Origin of the sequence: Parerythrobacter aestuarii, assembly GCF_030140925.1 — a bacterium.
Taxonomy (GTDB): domain Bacteria; phylum Pseudomonadota; class Alphaproteobacteria; order Sphingomonadales; family Sphingomonadaceae; genus Parerythrobacter; species Parerythrobacter aestuarii.
Genome location: NZ_JARBWD010000001.1, coordinates 1,317,098 through 1,333,091 on the forward strand (window position 1 = coordinate 1,317,098; position 15,994 = coordinate 1,333,091).

The 15,994-nt window shown below is 61.9% G+C and carries 18 protein-coding genes; 16 read left to right on the top strand and 2 right to left on the bottom strand.

Features of this window, described 5'->3' with window-relative positions; genetic code table 11:
• Positions 1–44: 44 nt before the first annotated feature.
• From QPW08_RS06535 to QPW08_RS06600, 14 genes are all read left to right on the top strand, one after another.
• Entirely contained in the window at positions 45–737 is a 693-nt protein-coding gene (locus tag QPW08_RS06535; RefSeq protein WP_284124927.1) for a hypothetical protein, read from the top strand.
• Positions 738–836: 99 nt separating this feature from the next.
• Complete coding sequence (locus QPW08_RS06540) at positions 837–1,190, top strand: ArsR/SmtB family transcription factor (RefSeq protein ID WP_284124928.1); 354 nt, start codon at positions 837–839, stop codon at positions 1,188–1,190.
• A gap of 4 nt (positions 1,191–1,194) precedes the next feature.
• Positions 1,195–1,599 carry an ArsI/CadI family heavy metal resistance metalloenzyme gene (locus QPW08_RS06545; protein WP_284124929.1) on the top strand — a complete coding sequence of 135 codons (405 nt, stop codon included), beginning with the start codon at positions 1,195–1,197 and terminating at the stop codon, positions 1,597–1,599.
• A gap of 64 nt (positions 1,600–1,663) precedes the next feature.
• Positions 1,664–2,281: an SOS response-associated peptidase gene (locus QPW08_RS06550; protein WP_284124930.1), complete on the top strand. Its 618-nt coding sequence runs from the start codon at positions 1,664–1,666 to the stop codon at positions 2,279–2,281.
• A 168-nt stretch (positions 2,282–2,449) separates the two neighbouring features.
• On the top strand, positions 2,450–3,982 hold the full coding sequence (locus QPW08_RS06555; RefSeq protein WP_284124931.1) for a secretin N-terminal domain-containing protein: 1,533 nt from the start codon (positions 2,450–2,452) through the stop codon (positions 3,980–3,982).
• A 271-nt stretch (positions 3,983–4,253) separates the two neighbouring features.
• Complete coding sequence (locus QPW08_RS06560) at positions 4,254–5,057, top strand: hypothetical protein (RefSeq protein WP_284124932.1); 804 nt, start codon at positions 4,254–4,256, stop codon at positions 5,055–5,057.
• Positions 5,058–5,239: 182 nt separating this feature from the next.
• On the top strand, positions 5,240–5,806 hold the full coding sequence (gene rimP / locus QPW08_RS06565; protein WP_284124933.1) for a ribosome maturation protein RimP: 567 nt from the start codon (positions 5,240–5,242) through the stop codon (positions 5,804–5,806).
• Positions 5,806–7,500 carry a transcription termination factor NusA gene (gene nusA / locus QPW08_RS06570; RefSeq protein ID WP_284124934.1) on the top strand — a complete coding sequence of 565 codons (1,695 nt, stop codon included), beginning with the start codon at positions 5,806–5,808 and terminating at the stop codon, positions 7,498–7,500. Before rimP ends, nusA begins: the two co-directional genes overlap by 1 nt.
• Positions 7,481–8,209, top strand: coding sequence for a DUF448 domain-containing protein (locus tag QPW08_RS06575; protein ID WP_284124935.1), 729 nt, complete (start codon positions 7,481–7,483; stop codon positions 8,207–8,209). Before nusA ends, QPW08_RS06575 begins: the two co-directional genes overlap by 20 nt.
• Before the next feature lie 23 nt (positions 8,210–8,232).
• Entirely contained in the window at positions 8,233–10,743 is a 2,511-nt protein-coding gene (gene infB / locus QPW08_RS06580) for a translation initiation factor IF-2 (RefSeq protein WP_284124936.1), read from the top strand.
• Positions 10,740–11,165, top strand: coding sequence for a PaaI family thioesterase (locus QPW08_RS06585; RefSeq protein ID WP_326521301.1), 426 nt, complete (start codon positions 10,740–10,742; stop codon positions 11,163–11,165). The genes infB and QPW08_RS06585 overlap by 4 nt, the downstream gene beginning before the upstream one ends.
• A complete protein-coding gene (locus QPW08_RS06590) occupies positions 11,165–11,713 on the top strand; it encodes a DUF1697 domain-containing protein (protein ID WP_284124937.1) in 549 nt (182 codons plus the stop codon). The genes QPW08_RS06585 and QPW08_RS06590 overlap by 1 nt, the downstream gene beginning before the upstream one ends.
• The gene (gene rbfA / locus QPW08_RS06595) at positions 11,713–12,117 is read left to right on the top strand and encodes a 30S ribosome-binding factor RbfA (protein WP_284124938.1); all 405 of its coding nucleotides are present in this window, start codon (positions 11,713–11,715) and stop codon (positions 12,115–12,117) included. Before QPW08_RS06590 ends, rbfA begins: the two co-directional genes overlap by 1 nt.
• 65 nt (positions 12,118–12,182) lie before the next feature.
• Positions 12,183–13,016 (top strand): enoyl-CoA hydratase, encoded by an 834-nt coding sequence (locus tag QPW08_RS06600; protein WP_284124939.1) that lies wholly within the window; start codon positions 12,183–12,185, stop codon positions 13,014–13,016.
• Here the strand turns inward: QPW08_RS06600 and QPW08_RS06605 are convergent.
• On the bottom strand, positions 13,013–13,588 hold the full coding sequence (locus tag QPW08_RS06605; RefSeq protein ID WP_284124940.1) for a YceI family protein: 576 nt from the start codon (positions 13,586–13,588) through the stop codon (positions 13,013–13,015). The genes QPW08_RS06600 and QPW08_RS06605 overlap by 4 nt on opposite strands.
• A gap of 85 nt (positions 13,589–13,673) precedes the next feature.
• On the opposite strand from QPW08_RS06605, the gene QPW08_RS06610 reads away from it, so the two are divergent.
• Positions 13,674–14,252 (top strand): thymidine kinase, encoded by a 579-nt coding sequence (locus tag QPW08_RS06610; protein ID WP_284124941.1) that lies wholly within the window; start codon positions 13,674–13,676, stop codon positions 14,250–14,252.
• Positions 14,253–14,276: 24 nt separating this feature from the next.
• Entirely contained in the window at positions 14,277–14,957 is a 681-nt protein-coding gene (locus QPW08_RS06615; RefSeq protein WP_284124942.1) for a site-2 protease family protein, read from the top strand.
• Here QPW08_RS06615 and galK read toward each other — a convergent pair.
• A complete protein-coding gene (galK, locus tag QPW08_RS06620; RefSeq protein WP_284126312.1) occupies positions 14,954–15,994 on the bottom strand; it encodes a galactokinase in 1,041 nt (346 codons plus the stop codon). The two genes, QPW08_RS06615 and galK, sit on opposite strands and share 4 nt — an antisense overlap.

Consider the following 15,994-nt stretch of genomic DNA (forward strand, 5'->3'; position numbering starts at 1 on the left):
ATTCTGCACCAGCGGCTACAACAACCGCTGAACTCGGGCGTCAAATGTATCGCTACGATCAGGCTGCCTGGCACGGCACCGATGCCGTCGCTGCCCAAGTCAACCTCAGGGACTACCCAGAATTGCGCGGCTATCTGGTCGAGCCGCTGGACAACGGCAATCTGTCTTTCGTGTTCTTTGCCGAGGATGATGCGGGGCGCTACGAATTCGCGCGGCTGGAAATGGACGGTTCTAAGGTCCTGTCGGGCGGTATCCTTGAATCAGAGGAAAGAACGCGCCTGTCGCCGCGGCTCGAAGCGATGGCTGATGCCCGCGCCAGCGCTATCGACGAGTTGAAACGGCAGGAATGGCGCTTTTGCAGCAACAGCCCGGCCAACACACTGATCTTTCCACCCGATGACGAAGGTACCGTACCGGTCTATTTTCTCACTTCGACAACCGAGGCCAATCTGTTCCCCTTTGGCGGACACTATCGGATCGATGTAAAGGCGGATGGCAGCGTCGCCGCATCGCGCAAATTCACCAATTCCTGCCTCAACCTGGGCCTGCGCAAAGGGCCGAATGGTGAGAAGCCGGTCGGGATCGGAGTCTCGCACTTGCTCGACGAGGAGCCCACCGAGATCCACTATTTCCAGAGCTACTACGTCCCCGCAAAGGTGTTCGTGATGATCGATGGTGCTGCCTGGGTTATCGAAAAGGGCAAGCTTGACGAGAAGATCGAGGACTTTGGCCAGTAGACCGGCATTGTCTCCGCCGTGGTCAGGGCTCGCCAGTCGAGAGCCTTGCTGCCACGTCGTGACTTGACATTTCCGGATCATTTCCATATTTCTAGAAACATGGAAATATTGGATCACGACGCTGCTGCCTTAGCGATGGTCGATCGACTGTCTGCGCTGGCGAGCGAGCACCGGCTGGCGGTGTTCCGCGTGTTGGTGAAGGCAGGTAAGACCGGCCTTCCGGCAGGCGAAATCGCTGCCAGGCTTGGTTTGCCTGCCAGCTCGCTGTCGTTCCACCTTTCGCATCTGCGTCAGGCAGGGCTGGTGCAGGACGAGCGCGTCGGTCGCTCGATCATTTATCGCGCCGGCTTCGATACGATGCGGTCGCTGGTCCAGTATTTGCTCGAAGAATGCTGCGTCGATGATGCAGCCGGCACGCCGTGCGCGGATGCATGCGGCGAACTGAAAGGATAAGTTCATGAAGCGTCTCCATGTCAGCCTCTCCGTCTCCGATCTCGCCCGGTCGAAGGCCTTCTATTCGCAGATGCTCGGCAGCGAGCCCACGCTGGAGAAGGATCACTATGCGCAATGGATGCTGGACGATCCGGCGGTCAATTTCGTGATCGAAGACAATGTCGGCACAACGGGCCTGTCCCACCTGGGTGTCCAGGCCAATGATGCTGATGAGCTGGAGGCTCAGTTTTCACGCGTCCGCGCTACCGGGCAGGATGTGTTCGAGGAAGGTGACACGCAGTGCTGCTATGCCAAATCGACCAAGAACTGGGTGTCCGACCCGGATGGTGTCGTGTGGGAGACTTTCCAGACACACAGTCGCACAGCCGACTTCGGTGTGCCGTCGCGGCGACCGAATGAAGCTGCGTGATTGACCGGCGGCCCTACCTGATTGTTCGCTTGCCCGCCGGTTCGCCAGCGGGCAAGCAGCGTCCATGTGCAATCTCTACAAGGTAAGAAGTTCGCATACTGAAGTCGCCGACTTCTTCGACGCAATTGTCGAGGATTTCGGCGCCAATACCGCCGAGGAAGTCTATCCCGGTTACCCCACATCTGTAGTCGCCGACGGCAGGCTGCAATCTATGGTGTGGGGCTTCCCCCTCGCTCGCAAGGGTGCAAAAGGGCAGCCGCTCAAGCCCAAGCCGGTCAACAATACCCGCACCGACAAGGTGAAGAGCTATTTCTGGCGGGAATCGTTCGAGGAACGTCGCTGCCTTATCCCGGTCTCCGAATTCGCCGAAGCAGAGGGCCCCAGGGGCAGCATGACGCGCACATGGTTTTCCATGCCCGACGCGCCGCTGTTTGCCACCGCCGGGATCTGGCGCCAGACCGACGAATGGGGAGCGGCGTGTTCGATGCTGATGACCGAGGCCAATGCGCAGGTTGGACCAATCCACAACAGGATGCCCGTGATCCTCCCACGCGACGTATGGGGGCAATGGCTGGGCGGGACTCCGGGCGAGGCCTATGACTTGTGCGTGCCCTATGCGGGACAGCTAGCGGTCGATCGGACCGAAGAGCCGTGGTTCAAGCGTCGCGGCGGGTCGGCCTGAACCCGCCTTGTCGCAAAGCTGCAACAACATTGGCGAAACAAACACTCCTTAACTTGTCGGCGCCGCATCGACTGCTAAGAGTGTGCGCCAGAGTTTGGGGGTCGTTTTCGTATGCATGTGTTGGCTGCCCGTTTCCGGAGGCACCAGACTTTTTCATTTTTCCTGTGGTTGGCATTACTGCTGGCTACAGTCGCATGCGCCTTTCCCGCTCGCGCGCAGGACGGGGCGACCACGCTCACCGATGTCCAGCTGATCGCCGAGAGTCAGGACCAGACGATTGTCCGCCTTCGTTTCTCCCCTGCAGTCGCGACTTTTTCCGACGTCAGCGAGGACGGAGTTGCCGCGGTGCAGCTTGCCGATACGCGCCGTGCGCAGGGGGCAGCGCTCAATCGGCAGCTCAAGGGATTGGTTACCGAAGTCAGCTTCAGCCAGGATTCTGACGGGCTGACGGTCCGTTTTCGTAGCCGCAATCCGGCAATCCTCGAAACGCGGACCAGTGGTGAGACCAATTTGCTCGTCACGATCCGGCGGCCTCGCCCAGGTGAATCCATCCGGTCGGGCGAGCGCGTCAAAGGTGAAGGGTTCGCTTATGGCCAGGAAGGCGACCTGCCAGAATTCCGCGACCCGGCCCCGGGCGAAGACGGATTCGCGCTGATCGAACTCAAATATGCCGACGTGAGCGAAGTCGTGGGGCTGCTTTCCGACGGTGCTAGCGTGAAACCGAACGATGCCTTTATCCGCTCGGAACCTGGTTTCGGTTCTCCGGGAACAAATGGCACCAATTACGGCAATGTTGTGCGCCCACAGGAGGAGGAGGAGCTCCCTCTCGGGCAGAAGGTCAATTCCAGCCTAGGCATCGATCGCCGCCTCAATGCCATCTGGGTCGAAGGCTCGCCTGAACGGATCGCCCGGGTCAGGCGCATGATCGCCCTGATCGATCGCCCGGTCGACAGCGTCATACTCGAGACCCAGTTCGTGGAACTGACCGAAACCGGAGCCCGCAATGTCGGGTTCGATTTCACCGATGGCAACGGGCGGGTCGGCTTCGGCACGATCCAGTCCGGGCAATTCCTCGACTTCGGCTTCAGCCCCGAAGCGACGGTGGAATCGTTCAGCCTGCAGGCGGCTGTCTACGCCCAGGTGCAAAAGGGCGAAGGAAGGATCGTCTCGGCCCCGCGAATAGCTGCGCAAAGCGGAACCACGGCCAAGATCACCACCGGCGATGCCTTGCCGATCCTCACTTCGATCCAGCTGTCGGGCGTGAACGGTGTGTCGCAACAGGTGCAATATGTGAATGTTGGCGTCACCTTGCAGATTGCCCCGAGGGTCAATAGTGACGGCTTCATCACTTCGAAGATCTATGGTGTCGTCTCAAGCGTGACAGGGTTCTCGCAGGGCTTCCCGACGATCAGCCAGCGCGAGGCCGAGACCAGCGCGACGGTCCGTGATGGCGAGACCTTCGTGATCGGCGGCCTCACCCAGGAAGCGCGCCTGATCTCCAAGAGCAAGGTGCCGATCCTTGGGGACATCCCGCTGATCGGCGAGCTGTTCAAGCGCGAGAACTCCACCGACAGCAACACCGAGCTTTACATCATCATTACGCCGCACATTATCCGCCATGGTGACAGCGCAAAATTGCGCGAGGTCCTGCGGCGCGAGGCTGATGGCGAGTCTTCGCTCGAAAGTCCCAAGGGCCAATAACCCAAGAAATCAGTGGCGTTTGGAGATGTTTTTACATTCTGCGCACAATAATGTCGTTAATACTGGGTATATGCGCAATATCTTATAGTTAACTCCGGGTTGATGTTGATTTTTCTCCAGTAGCCTTGACCGCGGCCTTCCGAAGCGTAGTGTCCGCCTTACTGGACTGAGGAGCAGGGGTCGTAGTCACTGGTTGCAGCCATCGGGAGAAGGCTGTCGGTGAAGCTCTTATCCGCTTTCCGGGACTGAACTCGCCTTTGAGGGGGAATACATGAAACTTACCAACCGCAAGACCGCGCTCATCGCTGGCGCAGCTGCCGTGGCGGCATTTGCCGTTCCGGCTGTCGCCAACCATGCCTGGAGCAACTACCACTGGGAACGCACCGGTGATGCCGTAACCGTTCCGGTGATCGACAACACCACCGGTATCTGGGCTCAGCGCAACCACACCGGTCTGGCCGTCGCCGATTGGAACCAGTCACCTGTGATCGACGCGCCGCTGCTGCGTGGTAATGCCGATCCGTCCTGTGCAGGCGTCGCCAACCAGATCAACGTCTGCAACGACGACTATGGCAACACCGGATGGCTCGGTATCGCCAGCATCAGCATCTCGCGTGGCCGTAGCTCGCACATCACTGCCGGCATCACCAAGTTGAACGACTATTACTTCAACCAGCCGCAGTATAACAACGACACTTGGCGACAGCTGGTGACCTGCCAGGAAATCGGTCACGATTATGGCCTCGGCCACCAGAACGAGGACTTCAGCACCGACCTGACGACATCGTGCATGGAATACACCAGCCAGCCGGCAGGAAATGAAAGCCCCGATGCGCACGACTACGAGCAACTGCTCGACATCTACGCGCATAGCGATGGCGGCAGTGGCGGCCCGGGCGGCGGCAAGGGCGGCGGCAAGAAGTTCGATGCGGGCAATCACCCGTCGAACTGGGGCCAGGCCATCGCATTCGATGCCAAGGGGCGTCCCAATGTCTATCGCCGGGTGCAGGGCAACGAGATCATCGTGACCCATGTGACCTGGGCTATCGGCGAAGGCCCGAGCCACGATCATTGATCTGACCTCGATCGAAAAGAAGAAGGGTCCGGTGGAAGCCGGGCCCTTTTTCGTTGCAATCGTTACGCACCGCGCCTATCTGGCCCTCATCCCGACATTGTCGTGACACTGGAGGGGCTGGCGCCACACGGGGCCGGCACCGAACCCGCTTGTCATGTCAATGCCGAGCAAATGGAGACCGAATGGCCGATATGGCTCGCCTGACTGCATTGATCGAACCCGAAGCGGAAGCGCTGGGTTTCGAACTCGTGCGCGTCAAGATGATGCCTTCGGAAGCCGGCGATGGCGGCATGGCGCTGCAGATCATGGCGGAAGACCCGGCAACGGGTCAGCTGGTGATCGAGCAATGCGCTGCGCTGAGCCGCCGCGTCTCCGACGTGATGGATGCAGTCGAAGAGCAGGGCGAAGTGCTGATCGAAGGGGCCTATCACCTCGAAGTGAGTTCCCCCGGTATCGATCGCCCGCTGACCAGGCCTAAGGATTTCTCCGAGTGGGCTGGTCACGAAGCGAAGGTGAGCCTGACAGAAAAGGTCGATGGCCACCGCAATATCCGTGGTATACTGCGCGGCATCGAAGGCGAGACGGTCACCATCGAAGACCGCAAGGCGGGCGCAATCGCCGTCTTGCTCGAACAGATTCACAGCGCCAAGCTGGTCCTGACCGACGAGCTTATCGCTGCCACCAAACCCATCGACACCAGCGGTGTCGAGGATATCGAAGAAGACCAAGAAGAGAAGGCTGACGACTGATGGCCAGTGCAATTTCCGCCAACAAGGCCGAGCTGCTCGCGATCGCGAACTCGGTTGCTTCGGAAAAGATGATCGACAAGGCGATCGTCATCGAAGCGATGGAAGAAGCGATCCAGAAGAGCGCGCGCAACCGCTATGGTGCTGAGAACGACATCCGCGCCAAGCTCGACCCGCAGACCGGCGATTTGCGCCTGTGGCGTGTCGTTGAAGTGGTCGAGGAAGTCGAAGACTACTTCAAGCAGGTCGATCTCAAGGCCGCGCAGAAGCTTGAAGCCGATGCCAAGATTGGCGACTTCATTGTCGATCCGCTGCCGCCAGTGGACCTTGGTCGCATCGATGCGCAGAGCGCCAAGCAGGTGATCTTCCAGAAGGTCCGCGATGCGGAGCGCGAGCGCCAGTTCGAGGAATTCAAGGACCGTGCGGGTGAGATCATCACCGGTGTCATCAAGTCGGTCGAATTCGGCCATGTCATCGTCAACCTCGGCCGCGCCGAAGGTGTCATCCGCCGCGACCAGCAGATCCCGCGCGAAGCCGCGCGTGTCGGCGAGCGTGTCCGCGCGATCATCACCAAGGTCGAGCGCAACAACCGCGGCCCGCAAATCTTCCTCAGCCGTGCGCACCCCGATTTCATGCGCAAGCTGTTCGCGCAGGAAGTGCCAGAGATTTACGATGGCATCATCGAGATAAAGGCCGCAGCCCGCGATCCGGGCAGCCGTGCGAAAATCGGTGTGATCAGCCATGACAGCTCGATCGACCCGGTCGGCGCCTGTGTCGGTATGAAGGGCAGCCGCGTGCAGGCCGTCGTGCAGGAACTGCAGGGCGAGAAGATCGACATCATCCCGTGGTCGGAAGACACCGCTACCTTCATCGTCAACGCGCTCCAGCCGGCCACGGTCAGCCGCGTCGTGCTCGACGAAGATGAAGGCCGCATTGAAGTCGTGGTTCCGGATGACCAGCTGTCGCTGGCAATCGGTCGCCGCGGCCAGAACGTGCGCCTCGCCAGCCAGCTGACCGGTCACCAGATCGACATCATGACCGAAGAAGAGGCGAGCGAGAAGCAGAGCAAGGAATTTGCCACCCGTTCGAAGATGTTCGAGGAAGAGCTCGACGTCGACGAAACGCTGTCGCAGCTGCTTGTGGCCGAAGGCTTCTCCGAGCTGGAAGAAGTCGCCTACGTGGCGATGGAAGAACTGGCGGCCATCGAAGGCTTCGACGAAGAGCTTGCCGAAGAGCTTCAGAGCCGCGCGCAGGAAGCACTGGACCGACAGGAAGCTGCCTATCGCGAGGAGCGCCGTGCGCTGGGCGTCGAAGACGCGCTGGCCGATATCCCGCACCTCACGGAGCAAATGCTGGTCGTGCTGGGCAAGGGCGGGATCAAGACGCTCGACGACCTCGCCGATCTTGCCACCGACGAACTGATCGCCAAGAAGCGTGAAGCTCCGCGCCGCCGCAACAATACCGACGGTCCGCCGCTGCGCCGCAACCAGCGTACCGAGGACAAGGGCGGTGTGCTGGGCGAATTCGGCCTTTCCGAAGAGCAGGGTAACGAGATCATCATGGCCGCTCGCGCGCACTGGTTCGAGGACGAAGAGCCAGCTCCGGTCGAGTCCAAGGATGATATGGAAGCCATCACCGGCCCTGAGGTCGATGAAGGCGACATGCAGGAGGCCGCCGATGCGGACTCCCCCCAATGAGCGCGTAAGCTCCGACATCTCTGACGGTGGCAAGGCCCGGAGCGATTCCGGGCCTGAGCGCCGGTGCATTCTTTCTGGAGAGCATGGTGCACGTAATGCGCTGATCCGACTGGCGATTTCGCCTGACGGTGACGTGTTGCCCGATGTCCATGCGCGAGCGCCGGGCCGCGGTGCCTGGATCAGCGTCTGCCGAGCCGAACTGGAAGCGGCGCTGGCGAAAGGCAAGCTGAGGGGTGCGCTGGCGCGAGCGTTCAAGGGCGCGACACTCAATGTGCCGGAAACGCTGCCACAATTGATTCAACAGAGCCTCACCAAGGCGTTGCTTGATCGGCTGGGCCTCGAAATGCGGGCGGGGCACATTATCTTGGGCTCCGACAGGATTGCCGAACACGCCCGCGGCGGGGTGTTGGAGCTGCTGCTCCATGCCGCCGATGCCAGCGAAGACGGGTCGAAGAAACTCGACCAGGCCTGGCGGGTCGGGAAAGAAATCGAGGGATCGGGGGCACGTGGTACCCGCTTGCCACTGGACCGGGATGCTTTGTCTGTGGCATTGGGCCGCGACAATGTCGTCCATCTGGCGCTTGCCGACGCTGCCGCGGCGGCACGGGTCGATCTGGCCCTGCAGCGCCTGCTGCACTTTTCAGGAACGCCTTCCGGCGTACCGGATGACGGTGGAACGGGTGACCGCGCCGCCGCTGAGACGATTTGAGATCGAAGGAAGAAACGAGTTTTATGAGCGACGACGACAAAAAACCCCGGGAACGCAAACCCCTCACTCTGAAGGGTAGCCAGCCGGGCGAAGTCAAGCAGACCTTCAGCCACGGCCGCACCAACAAGGTGGCGGTCGAGGTGAAGCGTAAGCGCAAGCTCCTGAAACCGGGCGAAGCGCCACCGCCTCCGCCACCACCACCTCCACCGCCGCCCGTGGCAGAGGAGCCCAAGAAGGCTGCGCCGAAGAAGAAGGCTGCGCCACCCAGCGAAACCCCGCAGGAACGCGTTGCCCGCCTCCAGCGCGAGGCCGAGGAAGAGCGGCTGAAGATGGCCGAAGAAGCGCGCAAGCGCGACGAGGAGAGGGCCAAGCAGAACGCCGCTGAAGAGAAGAAGCGGGCAGAAGAAAATCGCAAGGCCGAAGAAGAGGCCGAGAAGCGCGCAGCGGAGGAAGCCGAAGCGGCGGCCAAGGCCGAAGCCGAGGTGGATACCACCGCCGCCGATGCCCCTGCCGATGCTGCCGAAGGTGCCAAGCCAACGGTATCGCGCAAGTTCACGCCGGTTGCTCGTCCTGAACCCAAGAAACCGGAAAAGAAGAAGAAGGAAGAGCGCAAGCCGGTCATCGACGACCGTTCGAAGGACAAGCGCCGGGGCGGCAAGCTCACCGTCAAGCGTGCGCTCAATGAAGACGAAGGCCGCCGTGCTCGCTCGCTCGCTGCGCTGAAGCGTGCGCGCGAGAAGGAGCGTCGCTTGCATGGCGGGCCGACTGCACCGCGCGAGAAGCAGGTTCGCGACGTGGTCGTGCCGGAAGCCATCACCGTCGGTGAACTCGCCAAGCGTATGGGCGAGAAGGGCGCTGACCTCGTGAAGGAGCTCTTCAATCTCGACATGATGGTCACCGTCAACCAGACGATCGACCAGGATACCGCCGAACTATTGGTCGAACAGTTCGGCCATAACATCCAGAAGGTGTCCGAGGCCGATGTCGACATCCAGGCCGAAGAGGATGTCGATCCCGAAGACACGCTGAAGCCGCGTCCGCCGGTCGTCACCATCATGGGCCATGTCGATCACGGCAAGACCTCACTGCTTGATGCCCTGCGCGGTGCCAATGTGGTGAAAGGTGAAGCAGGCGGCATTACCCAGCATATCGGAAGCTACCAGGTGAAGACCAAGGGCGGCGATACCATCACCTTCCTCGACACACCGGGCCACGCTGCGTTTACCGAAATGCGCCAGCGCGGTGCCAATGTCACCGATATCGTCGTGCTGGTCGTGGCCGCTGACGACGGCATCATGCCGCAAACAATCGAAGCCATCAATCACACCAAGGCGGCAGGCGTCCCGATGATCGTGGCGATCAACAAGATGGACAAGGAAGAGGCCAACCCGGACAATATCCGCAACCGCCTGCTTGAACATGAGGTGATCGTCGAGAAGCTGTCAGGCGATGTGCAGGATGTCGAGATTTCGGCTTTGAAGAAGACCGGCCTCGACGAATTGCTGGAGAAGATCGCGCTGCAGGCCGAATTACTCGAGCTTAAAGCCAATCCCGACCGTATGGCCGAAGCCACGGTCATCGAGGCCCAGCTCGACAAGGGTCGTGGCCCGGTTGCGACCGTGCTCGTCAACCGCGGTACGCTCAAGCGCGGCGACACCTTTGTCGTCGGCACCGAAAGCGGCCGAGTTCGCGCCATCGTCAACGATCAGGGCAAGCAGATCAAGGAAGCCAGCCCGTCCATGCCGGTCGAGGTCCTTGGCCTCGGCGGCGTGCCGAGCGCAGGCGATACGCTGACCGTGGTTGAAAACGAGCAGCGGGCCCGCGAAGTTGCCCAGTACCGCCAGGAAAAAGCGACCGAGAAGCGCACCGCGCTGGCTCCGACCAGTTTCGATACGATGTTCAACAACCTCGCATCGAACGTGATCGAATTCCCCGTGCTGGTGAAAGCCGATGTGCAGGGCTCGGTCGAAGCGATCACAACCGCGCTGCACAACCTCTCGAACGACGAGATCAAGGTCCGCGTGCTGCACGCAGGCGTGGGTGCCATCACGGAGAGCGACGTCACCTTGGCGGCAGCTTCCAACGCGCCGATCATCGGCTTCAACGTACGCCCCAATGCCAAGGCGCGCGAGCTGGTGAAGCGCGACGGGGTGGAGATGAAGTATTACGACGTCATCTACCACCTGACCGAGGAAATCGCGAAGGAGATGGCGGGCGAGCTGGGTCCGGAGCGGATCGAGAACGTCGTTGGCCGTGCCGCAGTCAAGGAAGTCTTCAAGTCCGGCAAGAAAGACAAGGCAGCAGGCCTGCTGGTCGAGGAAGGCGTCATCCGCAAGGGTCTGCACGCACGCCTCACGCGCGAAGACGTTATCGTCTCGGCCACCACCATCGCCTCGCTGCGCCGCTTCAAAGACGATGTGGACGAAGTCCGCGCAGGTCTCGAATGCGGTGTGGTCCTCGCCGATACGAACGACATCCAGCCGGGCGACCAGCTGGAAGTCTTCGAAGTCGAGGAGCGTGAGCGGACGCTGTGAGCGGGGCCAACGACCCGACACAGCACGCTCTCGGAGCCGCGCATGCGGACCTGATGGGCGTCGAGTTCGACAGCTTTGATGCGGAGCGTGAGGAAATCACGCTCCGTTTCCATGCTCCCGACAGCTTCATCACCCCGCGCGGCAGCGTGCAGGGCGGTCTTGTCGCGGGGTTTCTCGATGAAGTGATGGGCTGGGCGCATGTCTGGGCCACCAATCACGAGGAAGCGCCGCTCAACCTCGACCTGACGATGACGATCCTGCGGCCCGTGCTGGCGGGACCGTTGGTGGGCAAGGGACGCGTTATCCGGCGCGGTCGGAAGGCGATCTTCCTCGAAGGTGAACTGTTCGACATGGACGGAAAGCTGCTGGCCCGCTCGACCAGCACGGCGATCCCGACACCGCGCCCCGTGGCCAAGGACTGATGGCACGGTTGGTCACTTTCCTTGGGAGCATCAATGTCGGCGGCAACAGGATCAAGATGGTGGATCTTGTCACGGCGCTCACGGACGCTGGGTTCAGGGACGTCTCGACCGTCGCGGCGAGCGGAAATGTGATCCTGACCGATGATCGCGATCCGTCGATGCTGGAAATCCAGTTGGAAAGCGTCGTCGAGCAGACCTTCGGGTTCAAATCCTGCGCCATGGTGCGGACCCAGGATGAAATCCGCTACGCGATCGACGAAAACCCGTTTCACGGCACCGGGCCGCGATATGGCTCGGACAAGATGGTGCATTCGATCTTCCTCAGCCAGCAGCCGGACAAGTCAGCCGTCGATGCGTTGATCGAGGAGCATCGAAGCAAAGGCAGCGAACGGCTCGCGCTGGGTGACCGCGTGCTGTTTCTCGACTATGTGCATGGCGTCGGCGTGTCTTCGCTGTCGAACAAGGTTCTCGAACGGAGGCTTGGCTGCAAGGGCACGGCGCGCAATATGATTTCGCTCAAACGTATACTTGATAAAATGGTGGCCTGATGGCGCGACAGCAATTCACACCTGAACAGCACTCGGTCCGGGTCCTCAAGGTCGCTGAACGGGTGCGGCATATCCTGAGCGAACTGCTGGCGCGGCAGGAGGTGCATGACGAGACAGTCAGCGCGGCCAATATCGCCGTGACTGAAGTCAGGATGACGCCTGACCTCAAGAATGCGACCGCCTATGTGAAGCCGTTGTTGGGCAAGGACGAGGACGAGATCGTCAAGGCGCTGCGGCAGAACACCGCTTTCCTTCAAAAGGAAGTGGCCAAGCGGCTGGGCCTGAAGTTCGCGCCCAAGCTCAAGTTCCGGGCCGATGAGAGCTTCGAGGAAGCCGATCGTATCGAGAAATTGCTGAGCGATCCGCGCGTGGCGCGGGATCTCGATAGCGATCCTGAAGAATAGCACGCGTCCCAGCGTTGACCTTTGGTCAGCTTCGCTTCCGCTGGGACCCGTCCTGGGGGAGAATAATGTCGGACCAACGCATTTCCTATGACCAGCCCGCTGAGGGCGTCGCACGGATTACGCTGACGCGTGCCGACAAGGCCAATGCGCAGGACAAGGCTATGCTCTACGCGCTCGATACGGCCCTGACGCGGGCGGCGCAGGATGAAGCGGTGCGCTGCATCGTGCTCGCGGCGGAGGGCCAGCACTTCTCCTCCGGTCATGATCTGAGAGACGATAGCGCGCTGGCGGATTTCCCGTCCGTCACCCAATGGGCCGGCTTCGATGCGCCGGGGCAGGCCGGACAGATGGCCGCCGAGCACGAGATGTATCTCGGCCTGTGCTGGCGCTGGCGCAACCTTCCCAAGCCGGTGGTGGTGCAGGTGCAGGGGCTGTGCATGGCGGGCGGGCTGATGCTGGTCTGGCCGTTCGATATCGTCATCGCCAGCGAGGATGCGGTGTTCTCCGACCCGACCGTGGCGTTCGGCGTCAACGGGGTCGAATATTTCGCGCATGTGTGGGAGCTGGGCCACCGCAAGGCGCGTGAGCTGCTCTACACTGGCTGCGATCTGTCGGCTGAGGATGCGAAGGCGCTGGGCATGGTCAATCATGTCGTCCCGCGCGCCGAGCTTGAGGTGCGGACGCTTGAAATGGCGCTGCGGATTGCTCAGCGTCCGATGATGGGCCTGCGGTTGGCAAAACTGGCCTGCAACCAGAGCCAGGATGCGCAAGGCCTCGGCAATGCACTCCATGGCGTGATGGGCTGGCAACAGGTCGGCCACGCGCAGGCGCGGCTGGAACATGGCATGCCAATCGATCCGGAAGGGGCGGAGCTGATCCGGGAAGACCGAAAGCGCTAGCCCTTGGGGCGCAGCCGGGCCTTGAGCTGGATGGTCACCTTCTTGCCGACAATCAGCGAATAGGACTTCATGCCGAAGTCGTAGCGGTTGATCGTGGTCTGGCCGGTCAGGGTGATTGGCTCGCCGGCAGAGGCGCTGGCCGGCGGGGTATCGAAGGCGATGCTCAGCGTGACCGGTTTCGAGACGCCGCGTGCTGTGAGCATGCCATCGACGGTGCCGTTGCGTCCGTCACCAAGCGTCATCCGGCTGCCCTTGAAGCGGACGGTCGGGTATTTCTCCACCCAGAAGAACTTTTCACCCTTGAGTCGCTCGGCCGTCAGCTTGTCGGATGCGGTCAGGGTGCGGGCGTTGATCGAAACGTCGAGGTCGATCTGCTTCGGATCTGCCGGAGAAAGCCGCGCAGTGCCGGACATCTCGGGAAAGCCGGCGGTCTTGCTGCCCACGCCAAGGAAGGCGACCTTGGCCGAGACGCTGCTGCCCGCGCTGTCGACGACATAGCGGGTGGGGGCAGGGGCCGCCGCACCGAGCGCAAGGGCAGCCAAGAACAGGCAGGGTTTGCTGATCGACCACATGCTATCCCCATACCATTCGGCGCATCGCTTGTCGAAGCCGTTGTCGATCCTCTAGCACTCTTTCACGGGTGATTTGGGGGGCAGCTTGGCCAAGCTCTATTTCTACTACGCCAGCATGAATGCGGGGAAGAGCACGACCCTGCTGCAGGCCGCCTTCAACTATGGCGAGCGCGGCATGAAGGTCTCGCTGTGGACCGCAGCGCTCGACGACCGGCCCGGATTCGGTGCGATCAGCAGCCGGATCGGCCTGTCCAGCGATGCCAACCGCTTCACCGAGGATACCGATATCCTCGAGGCTGTACTGGAAGAGCATTCACGTGGGCGGGTCGATTGCGTACTGATCGATGAAGCGCAGTTCATGACCGAAGAGCAGGTGTGGCAATGCGCCAAGCTGGCCGACGAGACCAACACGCCGGTCGTCTGTTACGGCCTTCGTACCGATTTCCAAGGGAAGCTGTTTCCAGGCTCGGCCGCGCTGCTGGGCATCGCTGACGCATTGGTAGAGCTAAAAGGCGTCTGCCATTGCGGGCGCAAGGCGACGATGAACATGCGGGTCGACGAACGCGGCAAGGCAGTGAAAGAAGGCGCGCAGACCGAGATCGGCGGCAACGACCGCTATGTCGCGCTGTGCCGCAAGCATTTCGTGCAGTCTCTGGCGCACTAGCCGCGCACGCCCTATCTACCGCTCATGACCGACACTCTCCTGCTCGCGGCGATCCTGATCCCGTGCCTGATCGTGGCCATCGTGTTCCATGAGGTCGCACATGGCCTCACAGCGAACCTGCTGGGCGATCCGACGGCGAAGGAGCGCAACCGGCTGAGCCTCAACCCGATCCGCCATGTCGACCCGGTCGGGACGCTGCTGGTGCCCGGCTTCCTGTTGGCGGTGGGCGGCCCGGTGTTCGGCTGGGCCAAGCCGGTACCGGTGATCAAGGAAAGACTGCGCAACCCGCGCTTCGGGATGGTAGCGGTGGCGGCTGCAGGACCGGGGACGAACCTCGTGCTGGCTCTGCTCGGTGCGGTCGTGCTGGGGCTGGTCGGACCGGGGCTGGTGTTCGACAGTGCGGGCGAGCCGACGGTGTGGTGGGACGTGTTTCAGTACTTCCTGATCCTCAACGTCTTCCTTGCCTTCTTCAACTTGTTGCCGATTCCGCCGTTTGATGGCTCGCACATCGTCGAAGGGTTGCTGCCACCGTCGCTGGCGCAGCATTATGAAAAGCTGCGCCCACTGGGGATGCTGCTGTTCATCGTGTTGATTGCCGCGACATGGGCCTTCCCCGATGCCGGGATCATCGATCGCACAGTCGGGCCGCCGGTCGAGTGGGCGCTGGACCAGCTGTATGGGCTGGCCGGCGCTATCGCAGGCTAGCCGCCAACCGCGTCGACAAAGCGCGCTTTGGTGTGACGCGCGAGCAGCTCGGCTTGCCATGCCTCGCGCCGGTCGTTGGCGATACAGGCGACGATGCAGCCGCCCCAACCGCCCCCGGTAAGCCGCGCACCGACTGCACCCAGCTCGACGGCACTTTCCACCAGCGCATCGATCGCCGGCAAGGACATCTCGAAATCGTCGCGCATGGAGGCATGGCTCATGTTCATGAGCGCACCCAGCGTGCAGGTGTCGCCGCCTTCCAGCGCTTCGACAGCTGCCAGCACCCGGCGATGCTCGGTGGCGCAGTGGCGTGCGCGCTTGCGGACACTTTCGTCGAGACCTCTCGCGGCTGCGATTTCCTCAGGATCGAGCCGGCAGATATCGTCGCGCCCAATCGCTTCGCGGGCGGCGTCACATTCTTCCTTGCGCGCCTTGTAGCGGCCATCGGTCAGCTTGCGGGTGAGGCCCGAATGGATCACCACCATGGTGTGGTCGGCAGGTAGCGGGACGACGGTGTAGTCCAGCGTCGCGGTATCGAGTGCAATGGCCTGGCCCGGTTGCGGGATGGCGACCGCGACCTGGTCCATGATGCCGCAGGGTACGCCCAGATATTCGTTTTCCACCCGCCGCGCCGCCAGCGCCAGCTCGAGGTCGCCAAGATCGCTGCCGCCCGACGCGCGCGCAGCCTTGAGGATCGCCACGATCAGCGCGGCCGAGGAGGACAGGCCCGAGCCTGCCGGGATGGTCGACTGGATCGAGAGCGCTGCGCCGCCCGCAAGCAGCCCGAGCGACACCGCTTCGCGTAGCGCCCCGACGGAGGGATCGGACCAATGGTCCTGTGCAGGCTCGTGCAGCGCGCGTTCGGCCGACCCGGAATAGCCGCGGGCGGAGACGCTGATGCGGTTGTCCGCGCGCGGGATCAGGTTAACCGACATGGCGACGGAAAGCGCCGCCGGCAGCACCATGCCGCCGTTGTAATCGGTATGCTCGCCGATCAAATTGACGCGGCCGGGTACAGTGGCGGTAAAAGCCGTTAT